This is a genomic window from Varibaculum prostatecancerukia (assembly GCF_943169825.2).
In the GTDB taxonomy this organism is placed as follows: domain Bacteria; phylum Actinomycetota; class Actinomycetes; order Actinomycetales; family Actinomycetaceae; genus Varibaculum; species Varibaculum prostatecancerukia.
Genome location: NZ_OW968402.1, coordinates 870,498 through 892,274, shown reverse-complemented (window position 1 = coordinate 892,274; position 21,777 = coordinate 870,498). Strand labels below are relative to the sequence as shown.

Annotated in this window: 16 protein-coding genes; 1 reads left to right on the top strand and 15 read right to left on the bottom strand. The window is 53.0% G+C overall.

Going from position 1 to position 21,777, the window contains the following annotated elements:
- Positions 1–31: 31 nt before the first annotated feature.
- The 15 genes from KO216_RS03780 to KO216_RS03710 all read right to left on the bottom strand — a co-directional run bounded on the left by KO216_RS03780 (position 32) and on the right by KO216_RS03710 (position 19,295).
- Positions 32–2,929 carry a leucine--tRNA ligase gene (locus KO216_RS03780; RefSeq protein WP_215522981.1) on the bottom strand — a complete coding sequence of 966 codons (2,898 nt, stop codon included), beginning with the start codon at positions 2,927–2,929 and terminating at the stop codon, positions 32–34.
- A 144-nt stretch (positions 2,930–3,073) separates the two neighbouring features.
- On the bottom strand, positions 3,074–3,964 hold the full coding sequence (locus KO216_RS03775; RefSeq protein ID WP_215522980.1) for a cell division protein FtsQ/DivIB: 891 nt from the start codon (positions 3,962–3,964) through the stop codon (positions 3,074–3,076).
- Positions 3,961–5,373: a UDP-N-acetylmuramate--L-alanine ligase gene (murC, locus tag KO216_RS03770; protein ID WP_215522979.1), complete on the bottom strand. Its 1,413-nt coding sequence runs from the start codon at positions 5,371–5,373 to the stop codon at positions 3,961–3,963. The genes KO216_RS03775 and murC overlap by 4 nt, the downstream gene beginning before the upstream one ends.
- A complete protein-coding gene (murG, locus tag KO216_RS03765) occupies positions 5,370–6,491 on the bottom strand; it encodes an undecaprenyldiphospho-muramoylpentapeptide beta-N-acetylglucosaminyltransferase (RefSeq protein ID WP_215522978.1) in 1,122 nt (373 codons plus the stop codon). Before murG ends, murC begins: the two co-directional genes overlap by 4 nt.
- Positions 6,481–7,809, bottom strand: a complete 1,329-nt coding sequence (locus KO216_RS03760) for an FtsW/RodA/SpoVE family cell cycle protein (RefSeq protein ID WP_215522977.1) — start codon at positions 7,807–7,809, stop codon at positions 6,481–6,483. Before KO216_RS03760 ends, murG begins: the two co-directional genes overlap by 11 nt.
- A gap of 19 nt (positions 7,810–7,828) precedes the next feature.
- A complete protein-coding gene (gene murD, locus KO216_RS03755) occupies positions 7,829–9,268 on the bottom strand; it encodes a UDP-N-acetylmuramoyl-L-alanine--D-glutamate ligase (RefSeq protein ID WP_251451814.1) in 1,440 nt (479 codons plus the stop codon).
- Positions 9,265–10,377 (bottom strand): phospho-N-acetylmuramoyl-pentapeptide-transferase, encoded by a 1,113-nt coding sequence (mraY, locus tag KO216_RS03750; protein WP_215522975.1) that lies wholly within the window; start codon positions 10,375–10,377, stop codon positions 9,265–9,267. The genes murD and mraY overlap by 4 nt, the downstream gene beginning before the upstream one ends.
- The gene (locus tag KO216_RS03745) at positions 10,377–11,909 is read right to left on the bottom strand and encodes a UDP-N-acetylmuramoyl-tripeptide--D-alanyl-D-alanine ligase (protein WP_215522974.1); all 1,533 of its coding nucleotides are present in this window, start codon (positions 11,907–11,909) and stop codon (positions 10,377–10,379) included. Before KO216_RS03745 ends, mraY begins: the two co-directional genes overlap by 1 nt.
- A gap of 36 nt (positions 11,910–11,945) precedes the next feature.
- Complete coding sequence (locus tag KO216_RS03740; RefSeq protein ID WP_215522973.1) at positions 11,946–13,889, bottom strand: peptidoglycan D,D-transpeptidase FtsI family protein; 1,944 nt, start codon at positions 13,887–13,889, stop codon at positions 11,946–11,948.
- A gap of 9 nt (positions 13,890–13,898) precedes the next feature.
- Positions 13,899–14,321: a cell division protein FtsL gene (gene ftsL, locus KO216_RS03735; protein WP_215522972.1), complete on the bottom strand. Its 423-nt coding sequence runs from the start codon at positions 14,319–14,321 to the stop codon at positions 13,899–13,901.
- Position 14,322: 1 nt separating this feature from the next.
- Positions 14,323–15,309, bottom strand: a complete 987-nt coding sequence (gene rsmH / locus KO216_RS03730; RefSeq protein WP_215522971.1) for a 16S rRNA (cytosine(1402)-N(4))-methyltransferase RsmH — start codon at positions 15,307–15,309, stop codon at positions 14,323–14,325.
- A gap of 123 nt (positions 15,310–15,432) precedes the next feature.
- Positions 15,433–15,864 (bottom strand): division/cell wall cluster transcriptional repressor MraZ, encoded by a 432-nt coding sequence (mraZ, locus tag KO216_RS03725; RefSeq protein ID WP_215522970.1) that lies wholly within the window; start codon positions 15,862–15,864, stop codon positions 15,433–15,435.
- Positions 15,865–16,218: 354 nt separating this feature from the next.
- The gene (locus KO216_RS03720) at positions 16,219–16,641 is read right to left on the bottom strand and encodes a DUF3040 domain-containing protein (RefSeq protein WP_215522969.1); all 423 of its coding nucleotides are present in this window, start codon (positions 16,639–16,641) and stop codon (positions 16,219–16,221) included.
- 53 nt (positions 16,642–16,694) lie between these two features.
- Positions 16,695–17,948 carry a DNA polymerase IV gene (gene dinB, locus KO216_RS03715; protein WP_215522968.1) on the bottom strand — a complete coding sequence of 418 codons (1,254 nt, stop codon included), beginning with the start codon at positions 17,946–17,948 and terminating at the stop codon, positions 16,695–16,697.
- A 3-nt stretch (positions 17,949–17,951) separates the two neighbouring features.
- Positions 17,952–19,295 (bottom strand): PAC2 family protein, encoded by a 1,344-nt coding sequence (locus KO216_RS03710; RefSeq protein WP_215522967.1) that lies wholly within the window; start codon positions 19,293–19,295, stop codon positions 17,952–17,954.
- Positions 19,296–19,424: 129 nt separating this feature from the next.
- On the opposite strand from KO216_RS03710, the gene KO216_RS03705 reads away from it, so the two are divergent.
- The gene (locus KO216_RS03705; RefSeq protein WP_215522966.1) at positions 19,425–21,707 is read left to right on the top strand and encodes a HelD family protein; all 2,283 of its coding nucleotides are present in this window, start codon (positions 19,425–19,427) and stop codon (positions 21,705–21,707) included.
- The last annotated feature ends 70 nt before the right edge of the window (positions 21,708–21,777 follow it).

The following is a 21,777-nucleotide window of genomic DNA, read 5'->3' as shown; positions in this document are numbered from 1 at the left end:
AGAGCTCGCTCCCATTAGTTTTCAGTAGGGATTACTTCTTCTTTCTGATTACTACGTTCACCAATTTGGGTTCCCGAACGATCACTTTCAAAGGCTCGCCGCCGTCAAGATTGCGTTGTACAACCTCGGTCGCTAATGCTTGCTTTTCCAGATCCTCCGCAGAAATTGACTGCGGGACTTGCAGCCGATATTTCACTTTCCCGTTAATCTGTACCACCGCAGTGATTTTCTCTTCTACCAGTAAAGATTCATCGGTTACTATCGGGAAAGGTTCGCGCGCAAGTGACGAGGAGTGCCCGAGTCTGTTCCAAAGCTCCTCGGCAATATGAGGAGCGAGCGGCGAAATCATTAGCACCAGCGCCTCCGCTACTTCGCGGGGAACCGCTTTTAGCGAAGTCAAATGGTTATTCAGCACAATCAGATGCGAAACTACCAGGTTCAGGCGCATTTCCCGGTAATCCTCGGTTACCGCCGCAATCGCCTTTGCTAGCGCGCGTTGAGTTTCCAAATCGGGAGCGTCCCCGCTAACAATAACTTCACCAGTATTTTCATCAACCACGTTGCGCCACAGGCGCTGCAAGAAGCGCTGAGAACCGACCACTGCCCGAGTTTCCCAAGGCCGCGACATATCCAGGGGTCCCATCGACATTTCGTAAACCCGGAAAGTGTCCGCCCCGTATTCGGCACAAATATCGTCAGGAGTGACAATATTCTTCAAAGATTTACCCATCTTGCCGTATTCACGCTTGACTGGCTCTCCCTGATAGCTAAATCCGCTGGCCTCATCGCCTGCTACTTCGGAGGCCGGAACATAGGCTCCCCGCTTATCCGTATAGGCGTAGGCCTGGATATAGCCTTGGTTAAACAGCTTGTGGAACGGCTCAAGACTGGATAAATGCCCCAGGTCATAGAGAACTTTGTGCCAGAAACGTGCATAGAGCAAGTGCAAAACCGCGTGTTCTACCCCACCTACATATAGATCGGTACCTCCCGAGGACGCGCCCTCGCGCGGCCCCATCCAGTAGCGTTCATTTTCCGGGTTAGCCAGGAAATTCTTTTCCTGCGGGTCGAGGTAGCGCAGCTCATAGCAGCAAGACCCCGCCCAGTTAGGCATCACATTGGTGTCCCGGTAATAGGTTTGTTTGCCCTCTCCCAGATCTAGCTCAACTTTTATCCAATCTTCGGCGCGCCCTAGTGGCGCCTCGGGTGAAGAGTCAGCATCATCGGGGGCAAAAGTGCGCGGCGAGAAATTATCTACTTCCGGCAGATCCAGGGGCAGCATTGATTCGGGGAGGGCGTGTACTACTCCCTCCTCGTCATAGACCACCGGGAACGGTTCTCCCCAGTAGCGCTGGCGTGAGAATAACCAATCGCGTAGCCGGTAAGTAGTGGTAGCCTCTCCCAGTCCCGCAGCTTCTAGCCAGGCAGTTATCTTCTTAATAGCCTCGGCTTTACCTAGCCCGTTAAGGGAAATCTGGTCATTAGCCGAGTTCTGAATAACCCCGTCCCCAATCCAAGCAGCGTCTTCATCTGCATCCGGCTCGGGAGTAATGGTGTAGATAATGTCCAGATCAAATTTCTTGGCGAAATCCCAGTCACGCTGGTCATGGGCGGGAACCGCCATAATCGCGCCAGTACCGTAGCCCATCATCACGTAGTCAGCGGTGAAAATAGGAATCGGGCGATTATTAACCGGGTTGGTAGCAAATAAACCCGTAAATACCCCGGTCTTTTCGCGGGCATCTTCCCCGCGTTCAAGCTCGCTGCGGGCTGCCGCTTGCTTTTGGTAAGCGCGCACTGCCTGCTGGGGATTTTCATAACCCCCGGTCCAGGCCTGCCGGGTACCGGTCGGCCACTGCGCAGGAATCTGGGCGGCGCCCTGAGGAAGTTCGCTTTGTCCCAGTGCAGAAAGCAGCGGGTGTTCCGGCGCCACCACCATAAAGGTGGCGCCAAAAAGGGTATCGGGGCGGGTAGTGTAAACCTGCAGGCTGTCTCCCTCGGTTTGGAAAGAGACCGTGGCGCCGTGGGAGCGTCCAATCCAGTTTTCCTGCATAGTGCGAACTTTTTCCGGCCAATCCAAAGTGGCTAGATCCTGGATTAGGCGGTCACCATAGGCGGTAATCCGCATCATCCATTGACGCAAGTGAGAGCGGAATACCGGAAAGTTTCCCCGTTCGGAGCGTCCTTCGGAGGTTACTTCCTCATCCGCTAACACCGTACCCAATCCTGGACACCAGTTAACCGGGGCATAAGACAAATAGGCTAAGCGATAGTCTTCGAGGATGTCCTCACGCTGCTTCGGTGTTAGTTCACTCCACTTCGCATCCTCGGGCAGAGCTTTTTCCCCGCTGGCAAACTTTTCAATTAGCTCGTTAATAGGACGAGCTGCTCCCCGTCCTCCGTCTGGGCGCGTAGCCTCCGGGTCATACCAAGAGTTGAAAATCTGCAAGAAAATCCACTGTGTCCAGCGGTAATAATCCTGATCGATAGTGGCGAACGAACGTCGCTGATCGTGAGAAAGACCAATACGCGCTAACTGGCGATGCATAGTGGCGATATTTTCCCGGGTAGTCTTACGCGGATGTTGCCCAGTGGTTACCGCGTACTGTTCCGCTGGCAAACCAAAAGCGTCGTACCCCATGGTGTAGAGGACATTCTTGCCTTGCATCCGCTGGAAACGCCCAGTGACATCGGTGGAAATATAGCCGAGGGGGTGTCCTACGTGCAGACCTTTGCCCGATGGATAGGGGAACATATCCATCACGAAGAAAGACTCTTTCTTTGCCAGAGGACCAGCTAGAGAACCCACCGGGTTATCGGCATTAAAAGTACCCTGCTCTGACCAGTATTTTTGCCATTTTTCTTCGATTTCTCCTGCCATCTTGGCGGTGTACCGATATGCCGGTATGTCGCTGGCGCTGTTGCTCATGGACTATTTTCTCCCTTCATTACTCCTTCAAAGCCTACCCCAAATAGTCCGCTACTCTATTTTCAGGGCGCCCAGGTGAAATCTGCCTTTAAAGTCTTGTTTTCCTCTGCTAGCTGGGCTTTAAAGCTCTACCCCGGCCTCGTCCTAACCGGTAATCGTGGGGTGAGCGTAATCGGTGACGTTATAGACACTACCTTCACGCTGCAAAAGTACCGTCAGTACCTGCGCTTTTTTCTGGTTATCGCTGCTGGCACCCCAAATCACTTTGGCTCCCGATTTAAGCTGCAGCTCTACGTTATCTAACCGCGCAGCCTGGGCAGTAGCCACCTTTTCTTTAATTTCTGGTGGTAGGGACACCAGCACCTGGGCAACCGACTTTAAGCAATCGGTAGTCCGCGCCTGCGGACAGCTAGTACTCACTTCTGCCAGATTTGCGGCATCAAATCCGTTCGCCGGTACGATCTTCCCTTGCTGGTCGACCACAGCCCCTTGCGCAGTTTTGGCTACCGGTTTACGCAAGGTCAGATAAACGGCTAATCCTCGCGGGAACTCCCGTTTTACCTGGATATCTTTGATCCAGGGATTTTCTTTTTGTAGCGAAGAAGCTACCTGGCGGGTAGGCAAACGTAGCAAAGGTTTCCCGGCATAGGCGGATACTTCTTCTTTAACCGCTTTAGCAGGCGCTTGCGCGCTAGCTCCCATTACCCGAGTTTGCGTAGGGTCAAAGGCAAAAACAGGGGAAAACCAGAACAGGTATCCCAATGCCGCCACTACCACTACGATAAGGACACCTATAACGGTCCGCCGCAGCTGCTGTCGCCGTTTAACCTGGGCTATTTCCTGGCGTCGCTGGGCAAGACCACTAGAAACTACTGCCCGATCCTTGGAGGCTAAAGTTACCTGCCTTACCCGAGGCTTCGAAACTGCCTTTTCGCTTTTATGACCCGTCTTCCTGCGGTTTTTACCCGCACGAGTATCTTTCGACACTTCGGTAGCTTTTGAGCGGCGCGAAAAGGAAGATTTACGAGTGTTCACTGGGCGAACCTTTGCTCTAAAGCCTGCAGAATAACTGCTCCCGCCGCGGTTACGTCCCCGGCTCCCACGGTTAGGATTAAATCCCCTGGCTGTGCAGCTTTGGCGAGGACACGGGCAGCTTCATCTCGATTTCCCAGGTAGGAGCCACGCTGCATTTTTTCGGTAATGATTTGGGAGGTGACCCCGGGAATGGGGTCTTCGCGCGCCCCGTAAATGTCACAAACTATTACCTGGTCCGCTAAATCGAGGGCGGAGGCAAAACGGGAAGCAAAGTTGCGGGTGCGCGAGAATAAATGTGGCTGGAACAGCGCCAACACTTTCCCTCCGGCGGCAGCTTCTCTTGCCTGGCGCATGAGTGCTTCTACCTCGGTGGGGTGGTGGGCGTAGTCATCAATCACCCGGATTTGTTCGATTTCTCCTCTGGTCTCAAAGCGACGAGAGGTTCCCGAAAACTCCCCTAAGGCCTGAGCAGTGTCGGTAGCGGAAAAACCTGCTACCTGCGCAGCTAGGAACACAGCTGCCGCGTTTAATAAGTTGTGGCGTCCCGGCATCGGTAGGCGCACCGCGGTATTTTCTTCACCGACTATAAAATCTGCAGACACGGAACCGGGGTCTTCTCCCTGCGGTTTAACCAAGCAAAACTGATCAAGATTGGCGGGAGGATTTTCGATTCCATACCCCAGTATCTGGATGCTATTTTGCTTGTCTGCTGTCGCCGCCCCCGGGGTGCGTAGCCGCTCCACTAAGTGGCAGCAACCGGGATCATCGGTACACACAATTAGGGTTCCACCAGGTTTTATGCAATTTGCAAAGTCAAAAAATGCCTGCTCAAATTTTTCGGGGGAACCATAGTTATCCAGATGATCAGGCTCGATATTAGTAATTATTGCTAGCTGCGGGCGATAGTTAAGGAAAGAGGCATCTGATTCATCGGCTTCGGCAATAAAATAGTCACCTTTACCCAGATGAGCACCAGTTTGATAGTGGCGGACTACCCCGCCGACTGCGAAGGAAGGGTCGGCTCCTAGTTGCGAAAAAGTTTGCGCCAACATTCCCGAGGTGGTGGTTTTGCCATGGGCACCCGCGACCGCCACAAACTTGCGGTCCGCAGCCGCCAGCGCCAGTGCCTGGGAGCGATGCATGAACTTACAGCCGGCGGCTTTAGCGGCCGCAAATTCCGGATTGTCCGGGTGAATCGCGCTGGAATAAACAATAATCATGTCCGCGGTAATCAGCTGTGGTCTGGTACCCACCCAACAGTTAATCCCCATTTTCCGCAGTTTATTTAAATTAGCGGAATCGTTTTGATCTGAGCCGGTCAGTTCCCAGCCGCGCGCGAAAAATAGCTGCGCTACCACCGACATTCCGGCTCCACCTACCCCAATAAAATGATATCTTTTTTCGCTCATTTGCTTACTTCCTCAGCGATTTTCGCCAGTTTTCCAGCGGCATCTATCCCTTCTTCTGGCAGAGCAGCTGCCATTTGGGCACGGCGTTCAGGCGCCAAAAGCAAGGGAATAACCTTTTCTGTTACGAAAGCGGCGTCAAACTTGGAGTTATCTACCAACAGCGCTCCCCCGCTTCTCACCGCATCCACGGCGTTAAGGCGTTGCTCACCGTTTCCAATCGGAAGCGGAACGTAAATAGCGGGCAGCCCTAACGCGGTCATCTCCGCAACCGTTCCCGCTCCGGAACGACAAACCACCAGGTCGCTAGCAGCTAGAGCTCGCTCCATATCTACTAAATAATCCAAGATTCGGTAACGAGCTTTTAGGGATTCGGGCAGGGCGCGCCGCACCGTATCATCTTTACCTTTACCGGTTAAGTGAATTACCTGGATATTTTCCGGCAGCTGTTCCAGCGCCTCCTGCATTGCTTGATTCAGGGAAAGCGCCCCCAAAGATCCCCCAGTTACCAGCAAAGTTGGTAACTGAGGATCAAGATCAAAAGATTCTAGCGCCACCTGACGCTCACGTTTTTGTTCCTGGAGCTCTTGGCGTTTCTTGGCCAGCGCCGCTATTTCCGGTCGCAGAGGCAAACCAATACAAACTGTTTTCCCTCGCTTAGCCTGCAGCTTCGTGGAGGGAAAAGTTAGAGAAACAACTTTTGCCCAGCGCGCCCCCAAACGGTTAGCCAAGCCGGGGCGGGCATTTTGTTCGTGAATAACCAGCGGGACTTGCGCGCGCCGGGCAGCGAAATAGGCGGGGGTTGATACGTAGCCTCCAAACCCAACCACTACGCTCACCTTTTTCTCCCGGATTAGGGATTCGATTTTTTGTACGGTCGCGCGCATCCGAGTGGGGATAGTAAAAAACTGCAGGGAGGGACGACGTGGCAACGGGATTCGTGGGATGGTGTTCAGCTCAAAGCCGGCTGCTGGCACTAGCTCGGCTTCTTTACCTTCTCTGGTGCCAACAATCGTTACCTGCCAGTCTTTATCTCGCAGGCAGCGTGCGGCTGCGAGTAGCGGATTGACGTGACCGGCGGTTCCCCCTCCGGCTAAGAGTACCGATTTCTTATTTTGCATTGCGTTTCCCCAATCTCACGGCTCTAGTGGCACGTAGATATTTTGGTCTGCGCGCCGCCGCCTCGGCTACCCCCGGCTCTGCACGCACGTAGCTTAAGAGCACTCCCATTTGTATCAGGGTTGCTAAGGCAGTGGATCCCCCCGAAGAAACCAGCGGTAAAGGTACCCCTACTACTGGCAAGAATCCAATCACTACTAGGATGTTTATTAGGGCTTGGGCGATTATCCAACCCAAAGTTCCCCCCGCGCATATCCGGGTAGCGGGATTCGCGGAATGAATTATTAGCCGGCAAAGTACCCAAGCCAGCAACCCGAAGAGTAATAGCACTAGCAGCGTTCCCACCAGCCCGAACTCTTCTCCCAAGATGGCATAGATAAAGTCAGTGTGCGCTTCGGGCAAGTAGTTCCATTTTTGCCGAGAAGCCCCCGGTCCTACCCCGGTCAGTCCTCCGGTTCCTAGACCCCATTTGGCGCGCAGTGGCTGCAACCCCGATCCCATAGGGTCTGCCTGTGAGGGTTTTAAGAAGGAAAGTACCCGGCGCCGCCGCGAAGAAGAAGCCAATACTGCGCCGACTGCACCCAAGGCGAGCAAAGCAATTCCCATGCTGAACCAACGCATGGAAATCCCCACTACCAGCAGTACACACAGCAGAATAGAAACAAAGATCAACAAGGTTCCCATGTCGTGACCACCCATTACCGTGGCTACGATGATCAGGAACGGTATTCCCACCCATTTTGAAAGGGAACTAAGCGAATCTATTTGGCATCTGCCACTAACAAACACCGTTATTAAAAGCAGAATAAAAGCAACTTTTAAGAACTCCGAGGGTTGGAATACTTGGTTAATGCCGGGAACATATACCCAGTTGCGGTTACCGCCTTGGGATCTACCTAGGCCGGTGAAAACAGCTAACTGTCCCGCTACCGCCAGGGGAAAGATTAAAATAAGGGTATAGTTTTCTAGCCGGCCGGCGGGTAGACGCGAAATGAAAATCATCGCCGCGAATCCCAAGCCCATAATGACCAGAGGGCGAATGATTCCCCAGTAAGGGTTAATTCCGGCTGAAAGTTCCAGGATCACCGAGGCCGAAAACTGCATTAGTAATCCGATTAGCGACAGCGCGATAACCAGGAACCACAGCATCTGGTAGTCGAAGACCGGATTGCGGGTTATAGAACGCCACAAGTTCAATATGCGGCGTTTATCCTCGGGATTATCCGAACGAAAACTGGGAGCACGTTCCACTTTGATGCGGGGAAGTTTTGCTTTTACTTTCCCGGTAACCCCGCTACGAGCTTTCTGTTTGTTCTTCACCGGTTTACCTTTGGCCATCTTAGCCCTCCAAACGGGACACGGCCTCAGCAAAAGCTTCCCCTCGCTGGGAATAGTTCTCGAACTGATCCCAGGATGCGCAAGCGGGAGCCAGGATTACTTGATCCCCGGGACGAGACAGCGCCACCGCCTCGTTTACCACGGAAAACATCATGTCATCGGGGTTGCTGACTTCCACCACCGGCACCTTAGGTGCGTGCTTGGCTAAGGCCTGGCGCAGTGCGGAGCGATCTTTGCCAATCAGAACTACCCCCCGCAAACAGGAGACTACTTCTTGAACCAGCTGGTCAAAGGACTGTCCCTTGGCGTCCCCGCCGGCAATCCAGACCACTGAATTCGGGGAGGAACCTGCAAGGGAAGCCGCCGCTGCATGAGTATTGGTAGCTTTCGAGTCATCTATCCAGGTAACGTCAGCTGCCCGACCAACCGTTACCCGGCGATGCGCCTGGGGAACAAACTCGCGTATCCCATCGCGTACTGCTTCGGCTTCTACCCCGAATGCCCGGGTGAGACCAGCAGCTGCCAGTGCATCTTGGAGGACGGTAATCCCCGGTTCCGCCTGGTAGTAGCGGAAATCTCCCCTGCCCACTAACGCTACTGCCTCTTTATAGGGATTGGCGCTATAAGCCCGATCTACCAGTATATCCTCTACGATACCCAGTTGGTAAATATCGGGAGTACCGGTAGTAAAACCGATTGCCCGGCAGCCCTCGGTTACGTCAGCGTCCAACACCATCTTTAAAGTCTGGGGATCTTGCTGGTTATAGAGGGCGGCTTTCTGGGCACGTTCATAAACCCGCGCTTTCGCCGCCGCGTAGGCCTGCTGACTACCATGCCAATCAAGGTGATCAGCATCGAGATTCAAACATACTGCCGCCAGTGGCGATAGCGTCCTAATGGTGTGCAGTTGGAAGCTAGATAACTCCACCGCTAGCACCTGGGCTTTGGCATTAGCCGCCGCCAACACCACCGGAGAACCAACATTCCCGACCGCGAGCGCCTGGTAGCCTGCAGCCTGCAAAATTGAACGCGTCATCCCCACGGTGGTGGTTTTGCCATTAGTACCGGTAATGGTCAGCCAAGGGGTATCGGGACGTGAAGTTGCAGTTTTTTGAATCTGCCAGGCTAACTCCACCTCACCCCACAGCTCTACCTGGTGTTCTACCGCCCAGGAAAACGCGCGGTGACGAGGAGGAACCCCGGGACTAACAACTATTAGCGAAGGCTCAATCTTGTCGAGGAGGGCTCCACAGCTATCCTGATCCCCCTGGAAGAACCGGCCTTGTGGGTATTCCTGGCAGCAGCGCTCTACCGCCTCTTCCTGGCTATCAATTCCGGATACTTTCGCCCCCAAAGTGGCTAGCACTTCAGCGCAAGCGCTACCTGAAGAACCTAAACCGATAATGCAAACTCGGCGGTCTGCCCACTTTTGGTTTGTCACCTGGTTGCAACCACCCATTCGGCATAGAACAGAGCCACCCCCGCAATCGCAAACAGGCCAGCTATAATCCAGAACCTAACTACGATGGTTACTTCTTTCCATCCCTTTAACTCGAAATGGTGATGCAAGGGCGCCATCTTAAACACCCTTTTACCAGTCAGTTTAAATACCCCTACTTGGATAACGTCCGACATCACGATCATAACGAACAGCCCGCCGATGATGACTGCCAGAAACTCGGTGCGAGTCAGAATGGAAAGCCCCGCAAAAGCCCCGCCTAAAGCTAGGGAACCAGTGTCCCCCATGAAAATCTGGGCAGGAGAAGTATTCCACCACAAGAAGCCAAAACAGGCACCCACTATTGCCAAGGAAATAATGGCTAAATCTGCCGGGTCACGTACCTCGTAGCAAGCATCCGCCACCTGAGGAGCAACTTCCCGAAGCGGGCAGCGCTGATAATACTGCCAGGTAGCCACCCCGGTATAGGCACCAAAGGCAAATAGGCAAGATCCGGAGGAAAGGCCATCAAGACCGTCGATAAGATTTACTCCGTTTGACCAGGCCGCAATCAGAAAGTTTGCCCAGATTGCGAACAGGATAATAGCCACTACTGTGCCCGCAAAAGCAAGATCCAGGCCGGATACGTCGCGCACCACCGAAATTTTGGTAGAGGCGGGAGTAATCGCAATCCCGGTTTCCTCCCGGCGCGGAAACAGTAGAGCTAATACCCCGAAAGTGGTGCCTATCGCCAACTGGCCTACTATTTTAGCCCATCCGGTCAAACCTAAAGATCGTTGCCGAGAGATTTTAATATAGTCATCGAGGAACCCGATTAGTCCCAGCCCCAAAATCAATAGCATTAGCAGCCATCCCGAGGCCGAGGGGAAGGTCCAAGAAGCAATATGCGCGGCAATCCAACCACAAACCGTAGCCAAGATGATTACTATCCCGCCCATAGTGGGGGTGCCCCGCTTGGTGTAATGTGCGGTAGGGCCATCTTTCCGGATGAACTGCCCATATTGATGCTTACGGAGGAGCCGTATCAGCACCGGCGTCCCCCCTAATGAGACAACTAGAGAGGTTAAAAGCGCTATTCCCAAAGGCACCATTAGCCCTCGCCACCTCCTGTCAGGGCGTCTGCAATTTTCCAGACCCCAGATCCGTTAGATCCTTTAATCAATACCGTATCGCCGGGAGTTAGAACCTGCCTAATCACTTTAAGCGCCTGTTCGGCATTTTCGCAGTGTTGAGCCTCGGCGTGGTCGGAAACTGTCTGATAAATCGGCTCTGCCTCTTTGCCCACAGTGATAACTAGGTCTAAATCTGCCTGCACACAAGCCTGGCCAACCAGGCGGTGATGGTTGCTGGAATCTGCCCCCAGTTCCAGCATCTCCCCTAGTACTGCTATTGCCCGTCCTCGCCCCTTAGCTTTAGCTAAAGTTTGCAGGGTTTTTATCCCCGAACGCATCGAATCCAAGTTCGCGTTATAGGAATCGTCGATCACGGTAATATCAGATTCGACTTCCTGCACGTCCAGGCGGTGCTGCGATAACGGATGAGCATTTTCGAGGACGCGGGCGGCCTCGGGCAGGGAAACCCCCAACTCGGTAGCAGCAGTAACTGCCGCCAAGGCATTATTGACATTATGTCGGCCTACTAGCCCTAACCTCACTTCGATAGTTTCTTGCCCGCGAGTCATCAAAAATTCTGCTCGGCCCTGACCGTCTATCTTTACCTGGGAGGCATAGACGCCAGGGGAATTCTGACCAGTTTTTTTGCTATCAGCAGTTTCCAACTCCCCAAAATAACGTATTCCCTGGCCGGAAGCCATTTGACTCACTCTTCCATCGTCAAGATTCAGGATAGCTAGTGAGGTCGCAGCGGAAACAACTGGAAAAGCATCGCTATAACCGTCTTGCTGGAAAACTTCTTTTGCTTGCAAAGCGGGATCACTTAGCGGCCAATAACGCTTTCCCGGGAAGTTTCGCAGCCCCCAAAGCAGTTCCGCTTTGGCCTGCGCCAGCCCCTCTATACTTCCGAATCCGCCCAGGTGGGCGTGCCCTACCATTAGCTCAATCGCCATATCCAGAGGGGCAATTTCGGTAAGTAGCGACAAGTGTCCGGGTCCGGAAGCTCCCATCTCTAGCACCAGAAAGTCAGTAGTTTCATCCGCGCGCAGAATGGTTAAGGGCACCCCCACCTCGTTGTTGTAGGACTTTTCAGGAGCCACTACCTCTCCGCGCAACTGTAATAAGGAAGACAACAAATCTTTAGTGGTAGTTTTACCCGCAGATCCGGTAATCCCTACACAGACAGGTTTTTTCCCGGCTCCTTTAGCTCGTAAATCCGCTAAGTGCGCGTGTGCCAACCATCCTAATGCCCGAGTAGCTTCCAGAACTTGCACATAGGGAATTCCCGCTTTTTCGGCTTCTTCCGGGCGTTCAACGAGTGCGGCCGCTGCTCCCGCGTTTTTTGCAGCAGCTAGGAAACTGTGACCGTCGGAGTTTTCACCGCGACGCGCCACATACAAATCCCCTGGTTTAACCTCGCGAGAATCGGTGACTACCCGTCCGGTAACCTCAATATCTGGGTCTTTACAAGACCGGTTAAGGGCGTCGGCAATCCAGCCCAGTGTCCACATATTTTCACTCCTAAAAGACGTCTGTTCTAAGAATACCTAGTGAGCTTCGATCGGATAAAGCTTAGGCTTAGTAGCAGAGGGAGGAACATCTAATAACGTCAGTGCTTGCGCAGTAACCTGGGAGAATACCGGACCAGCCACTACCCCACCATAAGTCCCGGTTGTGGGCTTATAGATAATAATCGATACCGCTATCTCGGGATTTTCGGCCGGCGCTAGTCCCACAAATGATGCCACCACCCCCTCGGAGGCACCCGACCCCGATAAAATCTCACTGGTTCCAGTTTTCCCGGCCGTTCGATAACCAGAAACCTGCGCCTTGCGGGCTGTTCCTTCATCAGTAGTAACCGATTCCATCATTCGTACCAGGGTAGCCGCGGTATTTTGGTCTACTTTTTGCGCGGCTGCCGGTTGCTTAGCTTTATGCAATACCCCCTGCAAATCTTCGTATCCCTCGACCAGATGAGGTTTCAGCCGCACCCCATGGTTAGCAATAGTGGAGATTAGCGAAGAAATCTGAATCGGAGTGCAGGCCATTCCCTGCCCAAACATGGTGGTCATCCGCTGGCGACCATCCCATTTGTCCGGACTGCCGATTAATCCTGCGGACTCTCCGGGCATTTCGATACCAGTTTTTTGTCCCATCCCCAATCCGGTCATCATCTGATAACGCTGCTTGTCAGTAACCATTTGCCCAATTTGCACGGTGCCGGTGTTAGAAGATTCTGCCAACACCCCAGAAGCGGTTAGCGCCAAAGTGGGGTGAGAATGAGAATCCCGGAATGACTGCCCGGCGAGAGTGATTTCGTAGGGGGCACTCACCGGGGTTAAAGGAGTTATTTTCTTTTGCTCCAAAGCGGTAGCAAAAGTAACCAGCTTTCCGCTAGAACCCGGCTCGTAGGTATATTGTATTGCCCGTGATCCGGTGGTGCCGGAGGTTCGTTTTCGCACTTCTTCTGGGGGCTCATTCCCAGAATCAGCTAGCGCCAGGATCTGGCCACTACCGACCCTTTGCACAATAGCCGCACCCCAGGCAGCACCAAAATCAGAAACCTGTTTGTTCAGGATATTTTCGGCACTGTTTTGTAGATCAGCATCGATAGTTAACCTCAGGGTTTTACCTGGTTTTGCGGCCTCTAAAATATCGGTTCCGCCCGGAATAATCTGACCCGAGGGGGATATCTCCGTGGAGCGTTTACCGGGGATTCCTTCTAAGAGTTTATTTTGGGTAGCCTCGACACCAGCCTGACCGACTCCCTCGTAATCGGTAAACCCTAAAATCGAGGAAGCGGTCGCTCCGTTAGGATATTCGCGTTGGTAACGACGCTCCGCATCAATCCCATCTATCCCTAACTTCCGAATTTTTCTCCAGTCTTGCGCACTAACATTCTTGGCAAGATAAACGAATCCGCGTTTCCCTACCATTTTTCCGCCCAGCTCTGCGGGATTCATTTTCAAGATGGGCGCGAGTTGACGAGCCGCTTCCGCCGCTCCAGTTCCTACTATTTTTTCATGATTTCTGGGGTCACGCAGTTTGGCTTTATCAGTAACAATCTTGCCAGAGCTATCGAACACCTCTCGGTGGATATAGTCCTTTACTAATAGCTGATTTACAGCAATGTTGTACACCTCAATCGAAGTGGCTAAGACCGTTCCCTTACGGTCAACTATGTCACCCCGCTTCGCCACAATCGTGGCAGAAGAGGTACGAGCCTGGGTAGCCGCATCAGCCAGAGACGGCCCTTGAACTACCTGTAAATCAAATAACCGACCGGCACAAATCAGAGAAATTACCCCCACCAGCACCAACAGCAATCTTCCCCGCTTTTTGGCTACTTCCGCGGTTAATTGTTCTTTGGAAGATTGATGTTTAGATGAACTACTCGCAGCAAGTCCAGTCGATTTGCCACGACTTTTTACTGTCTTCCCCCGCGAAGAAGCGCTCTCGCCGCGCGGGTAGTTCCGCTTCTTCTGAACCATCACTACCTATTATTCCTTAGGTTGCTCTGTTGGAGGAGCTCCTCCCTCAATCTTTCCTGTCTTTAGAGTAACGTATCCAGTTTCCCCGGCTGGGACATAGCCATCAGCTAAAGCAGCTTCCCGTACTTTTTCTGGACTTGATTGCGAGTCAACCTGAGAATGCAACTTTTGGTTATCTTCTTGCAATTGCGCTAGTTGCACCTGATCATCGTGAATTTGGTAAGAAATAACTGCCAACTGCGTGTTAATCAACAACGGGGAAATAATCAGGGCAACCAGGGTTAAAGCAGCAGCAAAGATTTTCACCACTAGCGGGGAATGCTTCTTAAGCGTTTGGTTTTCCCCCACTACTCGCAAGTGTCGAACCTTCGGGGTGCGAACTGGTCTTCTGCTAGGTGGCGATACTTGTCGTAGGGCGGCGGAATTGGCCATTTTATTCCCCGTTCCTTTCTGCTTGCGCACTTAATTTGCGGATTGCTCGCAGCCGCACCGATGCGGAGCGAGGATTATTTTCTACTTCAGCTTCTGGGGCTTTTTCTGCTCCATTAATCAACAATTGGAAAGTTTTTGGTTCAGCTAGCGGAATCCCCTCTAGGATTGCCGGTGCTACTGCCTGCTGAAAGGCGCGTTTAACTATCCGATCCTCTAGAGATTGGTAAGCCTCAACCACCAGGACTCCCCCCGGAGCTAGCGCTTGTAGCGCTTTCGGCAGGGCGTCACTGAGGATACTGAGTTCCTGGTTAACCGCTATCCGCAGGGCTTGGAATGTGCGTTTTGCGGGATTTCCCCCGCTGCGTCGGGCAGGAGCCGGAATAGCTTCCCGCACGATATCTACCAATTGGGTAGAGGAGGTGATTGGACTTTTTTCCCGCGCACGTACTATTTCTCGGGCTATCCGGGAAGCAAAGCGTTCTTCTCCCCATTGACGCAAAATCTCGGTCAACTCGGCAGTTGGCAGCTCAGCTAATAAGTCAGCGGCCGTTTTCCCGCTACTTTGATCCATGCGCATATCCAGGTCGGCCTCGCGGGCATAACTAAAACCGCGAGCAGTATCGTCGAGCTGCATAGAGGAAACCCCTAAATCCATTAGCACTCCAGCCAGTGGATATTCCTCACTACTGTAGGCGGCGGCGACTTGATCAATAGCGTCATAGGTGGCATGTACTGCCGTGAAGCGCGCAGAATAGTCCCGCAGGCGTCTTGTAGCATTCGCTAACGCCTGTTTATCTCGGTCAATGCCTACCAGATGCACCTGGGGATAGGTCTGTAAAATAAGTTCGCTATGTCCCCCCAGCCCCAAAGTGGCATCAATGACTAGGGCGCGTCCCTCTGATCCTACCTGCTTAATCCCCTCTCCTAAGAGCGCGATACAGCGCTCAGCCAGCACCGGCTGGTGGGTTAAAGTAGCGCTTTGGGACATGTTTTTCCTTAGGGAGATTCGGGATTTGTCAGTGAAGATTTTTGGAAAACCAGGGCTTTCCCCGAAGATCTGCTACCGGGGAAGAGGCCTCAGAGCATTCGGGAAAAGACCAGGCTCTCCAAGTCAGAACATTCCAGGAATCACTTCCTCTCCGGTTTGGGAGAAGGCTTCCTCTTGTTCAGCCAGATACTGATTCCAAGACGCAGCATTCCAAATTTCTACCCGTGCGCCTGCGCCGATAACTGCCAATTGTTTACCCAGATCGGCATAGCTGCGCAGCTGCGGCGGGATCACTATTCGTCCTTGTTTATCGGGGATTTCATCGGATGCCCCCGAAAGCATCACGCGAACATAGTCGCGCCCCTGGCGGGAGGAAAGTGGAGCTCGGCGTAGTTCTTGATACATCTCCTCGAACTCGCGCGCAGGAAAAACGTAGAGACAACGGTCTTGACCTCGGGTAATCACTAAACCAGCGGCTAGTTGTTCCCGGAATTTTGCCGGAAGAATTAAGCGCCCTTTATCGTCCATTTTCGGTTCATAGGTTCCTAAGAACATACGCGCTTCCTCCTTTCCAGCCAGATAACTCCACTTTACCCCACTTTCCCCCACTTGAGTACCAAATCGCGGAGTTTTTACGAAAAACTAGAGAAAAATTACCCAGTTAACCTGCGCTGACTGGGTTTTAGATAAGTGGAGTAAAAGTTTGCAATTACTGTTAAGGATTTTCTGAGGAGGGAGCGTCAAAAACATCTTCCTTGGGCGCGGGCAGAATAGGCCCGGGAAAAACGGCTTTCAGAAAACGGAAGGGAACTAAGAAGAAAAATACTCAGGGAAACTACCGGAAAAAAGCGGGAAACCTAAACCAGAAAAGTAATCGGAAAATCGAGAGGAAGAAAATCTAGTTATCAGCTAGCGGTCGCCGTTACGGCGATCCCATTTATCTGCTTGGCGCTGTTTAAAACTGCGACCGGAGGAAGAACCTTTAGAGGAAGGCTTACGTTTGTCCACGGATTTGTGGAGGTTAACTCCAAAGCTAGCGAAACGCGAGTTCATCGGCATGGTGACCGAAAAGAGCACCACTACGAAACCAATTACTGCCACGGCGACTGCTAAAAATTTTGAAATCGTCCAAACAGAAATCCCCACCACCAGTAGGGCTATCCCTACCAGAACCAGTAAAATCATGGTGGCGAGCAGCCGCGGCGAAAGATTGAGCTTTTGCGTCTTTTCCTCGCTTGAACTGCTTTCAACTGGAGGTTTTGCTACGCGGACATCGGAAAACTGGCGTTCCATCTCTGCCAAAATCTGTTTTTCTTTTTCAGATAGCCCCATGGTAGTTCACTCCTTTCCGCGTCAGTGCTTCCAGCATAAAACAAAACTCTATTTCAGTGAGATTCGGTTTCATAACCGGACACCTCATCTACATTTCCCGGTGTAACTAGCGTAGCGGGGCGCAGGGAGATATCGCCAAATTTTTTATGGATTTTATCCATCGCAACTTCGGTTGCCCGCCCGCGACTGTCGCTCCCCCACGCCATTTGCACGCCTGATATCGCGGAAGTCAGATCCTTGGTAGTTACTCCCACTAGGCGAATCCCGCCTGTCGGAAGTTTTTCTTTAGCAAACAACCCCAAAGCTGCCTGGGCGATATCCCTAGCCACATCGGTGGGCTGACGCAAGGTTCGCGAGCGGGTCCAAGTGCGAAAATCTGCCGCTCGCAGCTTAATGGTGACATTACCGGCTAGAAGATTATTGGCTCGTAGCCGAGCCGCGCATTGATGAGATTGATCCAGTAAAGTAGCGGCCACTGTCTCCCGAGAATGCACATCTTGGAGGAAAGTTATTTCAGTGCCGATGGATTTTTCCTTGCTACCCTCACCGACTTTGCGGGAATCATGTCCCCGCGCCATCTGGTACAAGCGCACCCCCATAGCTTTCCCAAACAAAGAATTCATTTGAGAAATATCTAAGGCAGCTAGCTGACCGACTGTTGATATTCCTTTGCGCTGCAGTTTCTCACCCGCACTGGCTCCAATCCCGGGGATGGCTCCCACCGGGAGGATTCGTAAAAAGTCAGTAGTTCTGTCTGCCGGCACCAGTAAGATGCCATCTGGTTTGGCATGAGCCGAGGCAATTTTTGCCACTAGTTTATTGCGCCCTATGCCTACTGAGGCCGGCAGGGAAAGCTTTCCCCGCACTCGGGCACGCAGCAACTGCGCAATCTGCAGAGGAGTACCCAGACGGCGTCGCGCACCGGAAACATCTAAGAAAGCCTCATCAATCGAGATTTGTTCCATAACCGGGGTAATTTCGCCTAGAATCGCCATCACTTTTTTAGAAAGCGCCGAATAGTATCCGTGTCCCGAGGCAACCACTATCGCTTGCGGACACAATCGTTTAGCCTGGGAAACGGGCATCGCGGCGTGTACCCCGTGGGCTCTGGCCTCGTAGGAGGCCGAAGACACTACTCCCCGATTACTTTTTCCCCCCACGATTACCGGTTTTCCTCGCAACGCGGGGTTGCGCAGAATCTCGGCCTCTACAAAGAAAGCATCCATATCCACATGGAGGATGTTTGTGCCGCTATCGTCGCTGCCCCAATCGCGTTTGGCGGCGGCAGCCTGGGGCGCTTTACTCATGGGTCAGTTCTTTCCGCTGTCCCCAAAATCATCAGGTGCACCCGGCTCATGCTTCTGGGAATCCGGATTTTCTTCACCAGGAGGCGGCGGTGGTGAGGCAGGCATTTCTGCCCGAGCGGGCTGAGAATCATTTTCTGTTTGCCTCGCCTTTAGGCGGGAACGTCGCGGCGGAAAGTGTCTGCCCTGAGGGGCGTCATCTTGCACCTTTTTTCCCGATGTGACCGGGCTTTGTGGTCCGATTACGCCAGTTCGCCCAGAATCTATGGGACGACCTTCACCCTCGGAAATAGTTTCTTTTTTCCCTTTAGCCGGAGGGGCTAGCGTTTCTGGGATTTTGGAGTCACTATCAGGCAACTGACGGGAAGCCACCTTTTGAGCCAGATGGGCTAAAAGATCATCGCGCCCCCCTAAGAGCCCGTCGGCGACCTCTTCCTGGGAATCTTGTGGATTTACCTGCGCTAAGAACCTTTCGATGCGTTCAGCAATGGCATCCCCGGAGCGAGAATCTACCGACTCTGCTAAGGACTTAGGATGTAACTCCCCCCAGGGTTGGGTTAGCGCTTCGTCGTAATGTTGCTCCATTTTTTCCACGAGTTCTTTGGCCTCGGGATTTCCCTCTAACTGTTGGTTGATTTCCTGGGTCATTTGGGTGCTGGCCGCTTCCAAATCTCCCATCGGTAAATCCAGATTCATAGTTTCCGACAGGTACTGGATAGCGCTGACGGCTCCCGGCGGAAATTGCCCATCAGCCAAGTAGTAAGGCACCCCCACCACGATTCCTCGCGCCTGCACGGAAATCATTTTGAACAGCATTTGCAGATACTGCCCAAAAGAGGCGGTAATGATGAAAGTACCCGGCATCTCAGTTTGTGGAGGCAATAGGTCGGGATTCGGGGAGGTTTGGTTAATAAACGGAATCCGGGTATGGGGAATATTGGCGGCTATGCCCATTAGGTCAACCGCCTGCTTAACCCCCATTTTCTGGCAAACCTCAAAGATTGCCAGAGAAAAATCTTCCCAGTTAATGTCCGGTTCCAGGCCGCGCAACAGCAAGATGTTGCGCCCAGAATAATCGGTGATGCGTTCCAGGGTGCAGCCGGGATAACGCATATCGGTCATCGTCCAGTTTTCAATAGTGATTCGCGGACGACGCGCCCGATAATCCAGCACGGTTTCTAGGGCAAACCGGGCAACTTCTTCATGCGGGAGGGCGTGCAAGAGCTGTTCGATAATCATTCCCCCAATATCGCCAGAATCTATGGCCCCCGAAAAGGCATAGAGCAGCACTTCGGCCTGCGTATCCTCATATGCAGGACCGGGAATAATAAAACGGCTTCGCTTGGTCATCTACCCTCCATCTCTATCCCAGCCTACCTGGATAGTGTTTGGTACGCACCCGCCGCCCGCCCCACTATGAGCTTTTCAGCTTAAACCGCTAGAATAGATGCCTACTTTTTTTCATGGAAGGGGCGCTTCTTGAACGATCCAGCAGAACTGGCGCGTGAGCAAGCGGCGGTTGACGGCATCTACCAGATTCTCGATGCTGCCCGTAGCCGCTACCGCCAACGCCAACGCCAGATTCAGGCGCATGGAGCGACCGGTTCTCCCCAAAACCGCTCGGAACGTGACGTAATGGCTGCTCACCTGGGAGATCAAGCTGCCCGGCTCGAGCAAGTGGAAGAACATTTAGTATTCGGACGGCTAACACCGCTCCAGGGTGAGAACTTCTATATCGGCAGAGTGGGGTTGCAAGACGATAATCACGCGCAGGTGTTAATGGATTGGCGTGCCCGGGCAGCCACTCCCTTCTACCAAGCTACCGCGCGTCACCCTTTGGGAATGGCGAGCCGGCGTCATATCGGGTTACATCGCCGGCAGGTGATTTCGCTGGAAGATGAAGCCTTCGATCTATCTCATGCTCGTGAAGAAGGGATTGAGTTACAAGGCGAGGGCGCCCTGCTCGCGGCATTACAAGCAGGACGTTCTGGACACATGGGCGATATTGTCGCCACTATCCAAGGCGAACAAGACCGCATAATTCGAGCAGCTACCTCCCAGATTCTGGTAATCCAAGGCGGCCCCGGTACCGGTAAGACTGCCGTAGCCCTGCATCGAGCTGCCTTTCTACTCTATGAACAGGCAGAGCGTCTAGCTAAATCCGGGGTTTTGGTAGTCGGCCCCTCCTCAGCCTTCTTGCGCTACATTGAGCAAGTGCTTCCAGCGCTGGGGGAAACCGGGGTAGTTTCTACCACCATGGCAACCTTGTTGCCGGGAATCCACGCCGCAGGAAAAGAGCACCCCGCAGTCTCTGCTCTCAAAGGCGATCTCCGCTGGGTAAAGTTGATTAAGCAGGCGGTGCGTTCCCTACAACGGGTTCCGCAGGACGACCAGATAATTCCGGTGGGAGCCAGCAAACTGATACTGCGTCCGAGAATAGTTAAAGAAGCAATCCGCCGGGCGCGCTTGAGTGGAAAACCCCATAACCAGGCACGCGAAATTTTCGTTACTCACGTCTTAGATTCCCTAACTGACCAATATTTAGACACGGAAAATCGCAGGCAAGAAGTCGAACTAGCTGCGGCAGCTAGCGCAGCTGGCCTGGGTAAAATCGATACCGATCGCGATTCGCTTTCTGAACGTGCCCTGGTACGTGAAGATTTGCGTTCTAACCTCAATGTGCGCCGGGCAGTCAATCTTTGTTGGTTGCCTTACTCTGCCCAGAATCTTTTGCGGCGTCTTTATGCATATCCGGCATTTCTTTCCCGCTTTGCCAGCGAGTTCAGCGATGCGGAGCAAGAAATTCTTTATCGTCCCAAGCAGGAGGGTTTCACCCCCGCGGATGTGCCTTTGTTGGATGAGCTTGCTGAACTGTTGGGGGAGCTTCCCGACGCCTCCTCCCCCAGTTCCCGCAAAGCTAGGGCGCTTGCCCGCCAGCAGGAGCAGTCACGCGCCCAAGCTGCTATCGAAGGACAAAGTCTGGGAGGGGGAATTGTGTCTGCTGAAATGCTAGCCAGCCGGGCTGACTCCAGCGCTGAACAATCTTCTTTGGCGGAAATGGCCTATCAGGATCGGACTTGGACCTACGGGCACGTGGTGGTGGATGAAGCCCAAGAGCTTTCCCCCATGGATTGGCGTAGCCTACTACGCCGCTGCCCCTCCCGCTCGTTTACTGTGGTAGGTGACTTAGCTCAGCGAATTTCTTCGGGAGGTTCTTCGTGGCGCCAGCTACTGGGACCAGCCGGTGACGCCCTGGAGGAAGAAGCCTATTTAACGGTGTGTTATCGCACCCCAAAGGAAATAATGGATTTGGCGGAAGCGGTGACTGCTGCCGCAGGGCGCCCCTCCCCCTATCCAGTACAGGCGGTTAGGCAAGATCCGGACTCGCTGCTAACTCAAAAGGTCACGGCGATTGACGCTGCTACCTTAGAAAAAGCTCTTAAGGCGGAAGTGGATTACCTTGATGGTTGTCTCGGAAAAGGTAGAGGACGGATTGCTTTGATTTGTAGCCAAAGTGATTTGTCCACTTTCTGCCAACTATCTTCCCAGCTTTCCTCCAACGTGGGAACTGACCCGGTTAGCGATCGGGTTTGTCTTTTAGACCCGGTTACTTCCAAAGGGCTGGAGTTCGACAGCGTGATTTTGCTAGAACCAGCCCATATTGGCGTCCAAAGCGTCGGCAATCTGTTCGTAGCCATGACCCGCCCCACCCGCCGTCTAGTAACTTTACATTCTCAAGATCTCCCTTCCGGATGGGAATAACCCTCGATAGCGAGCCGGGAAATACCGTTAGTCGGACGGTTTTGCTAACTGCTGGTGACGCTGAAAAGAT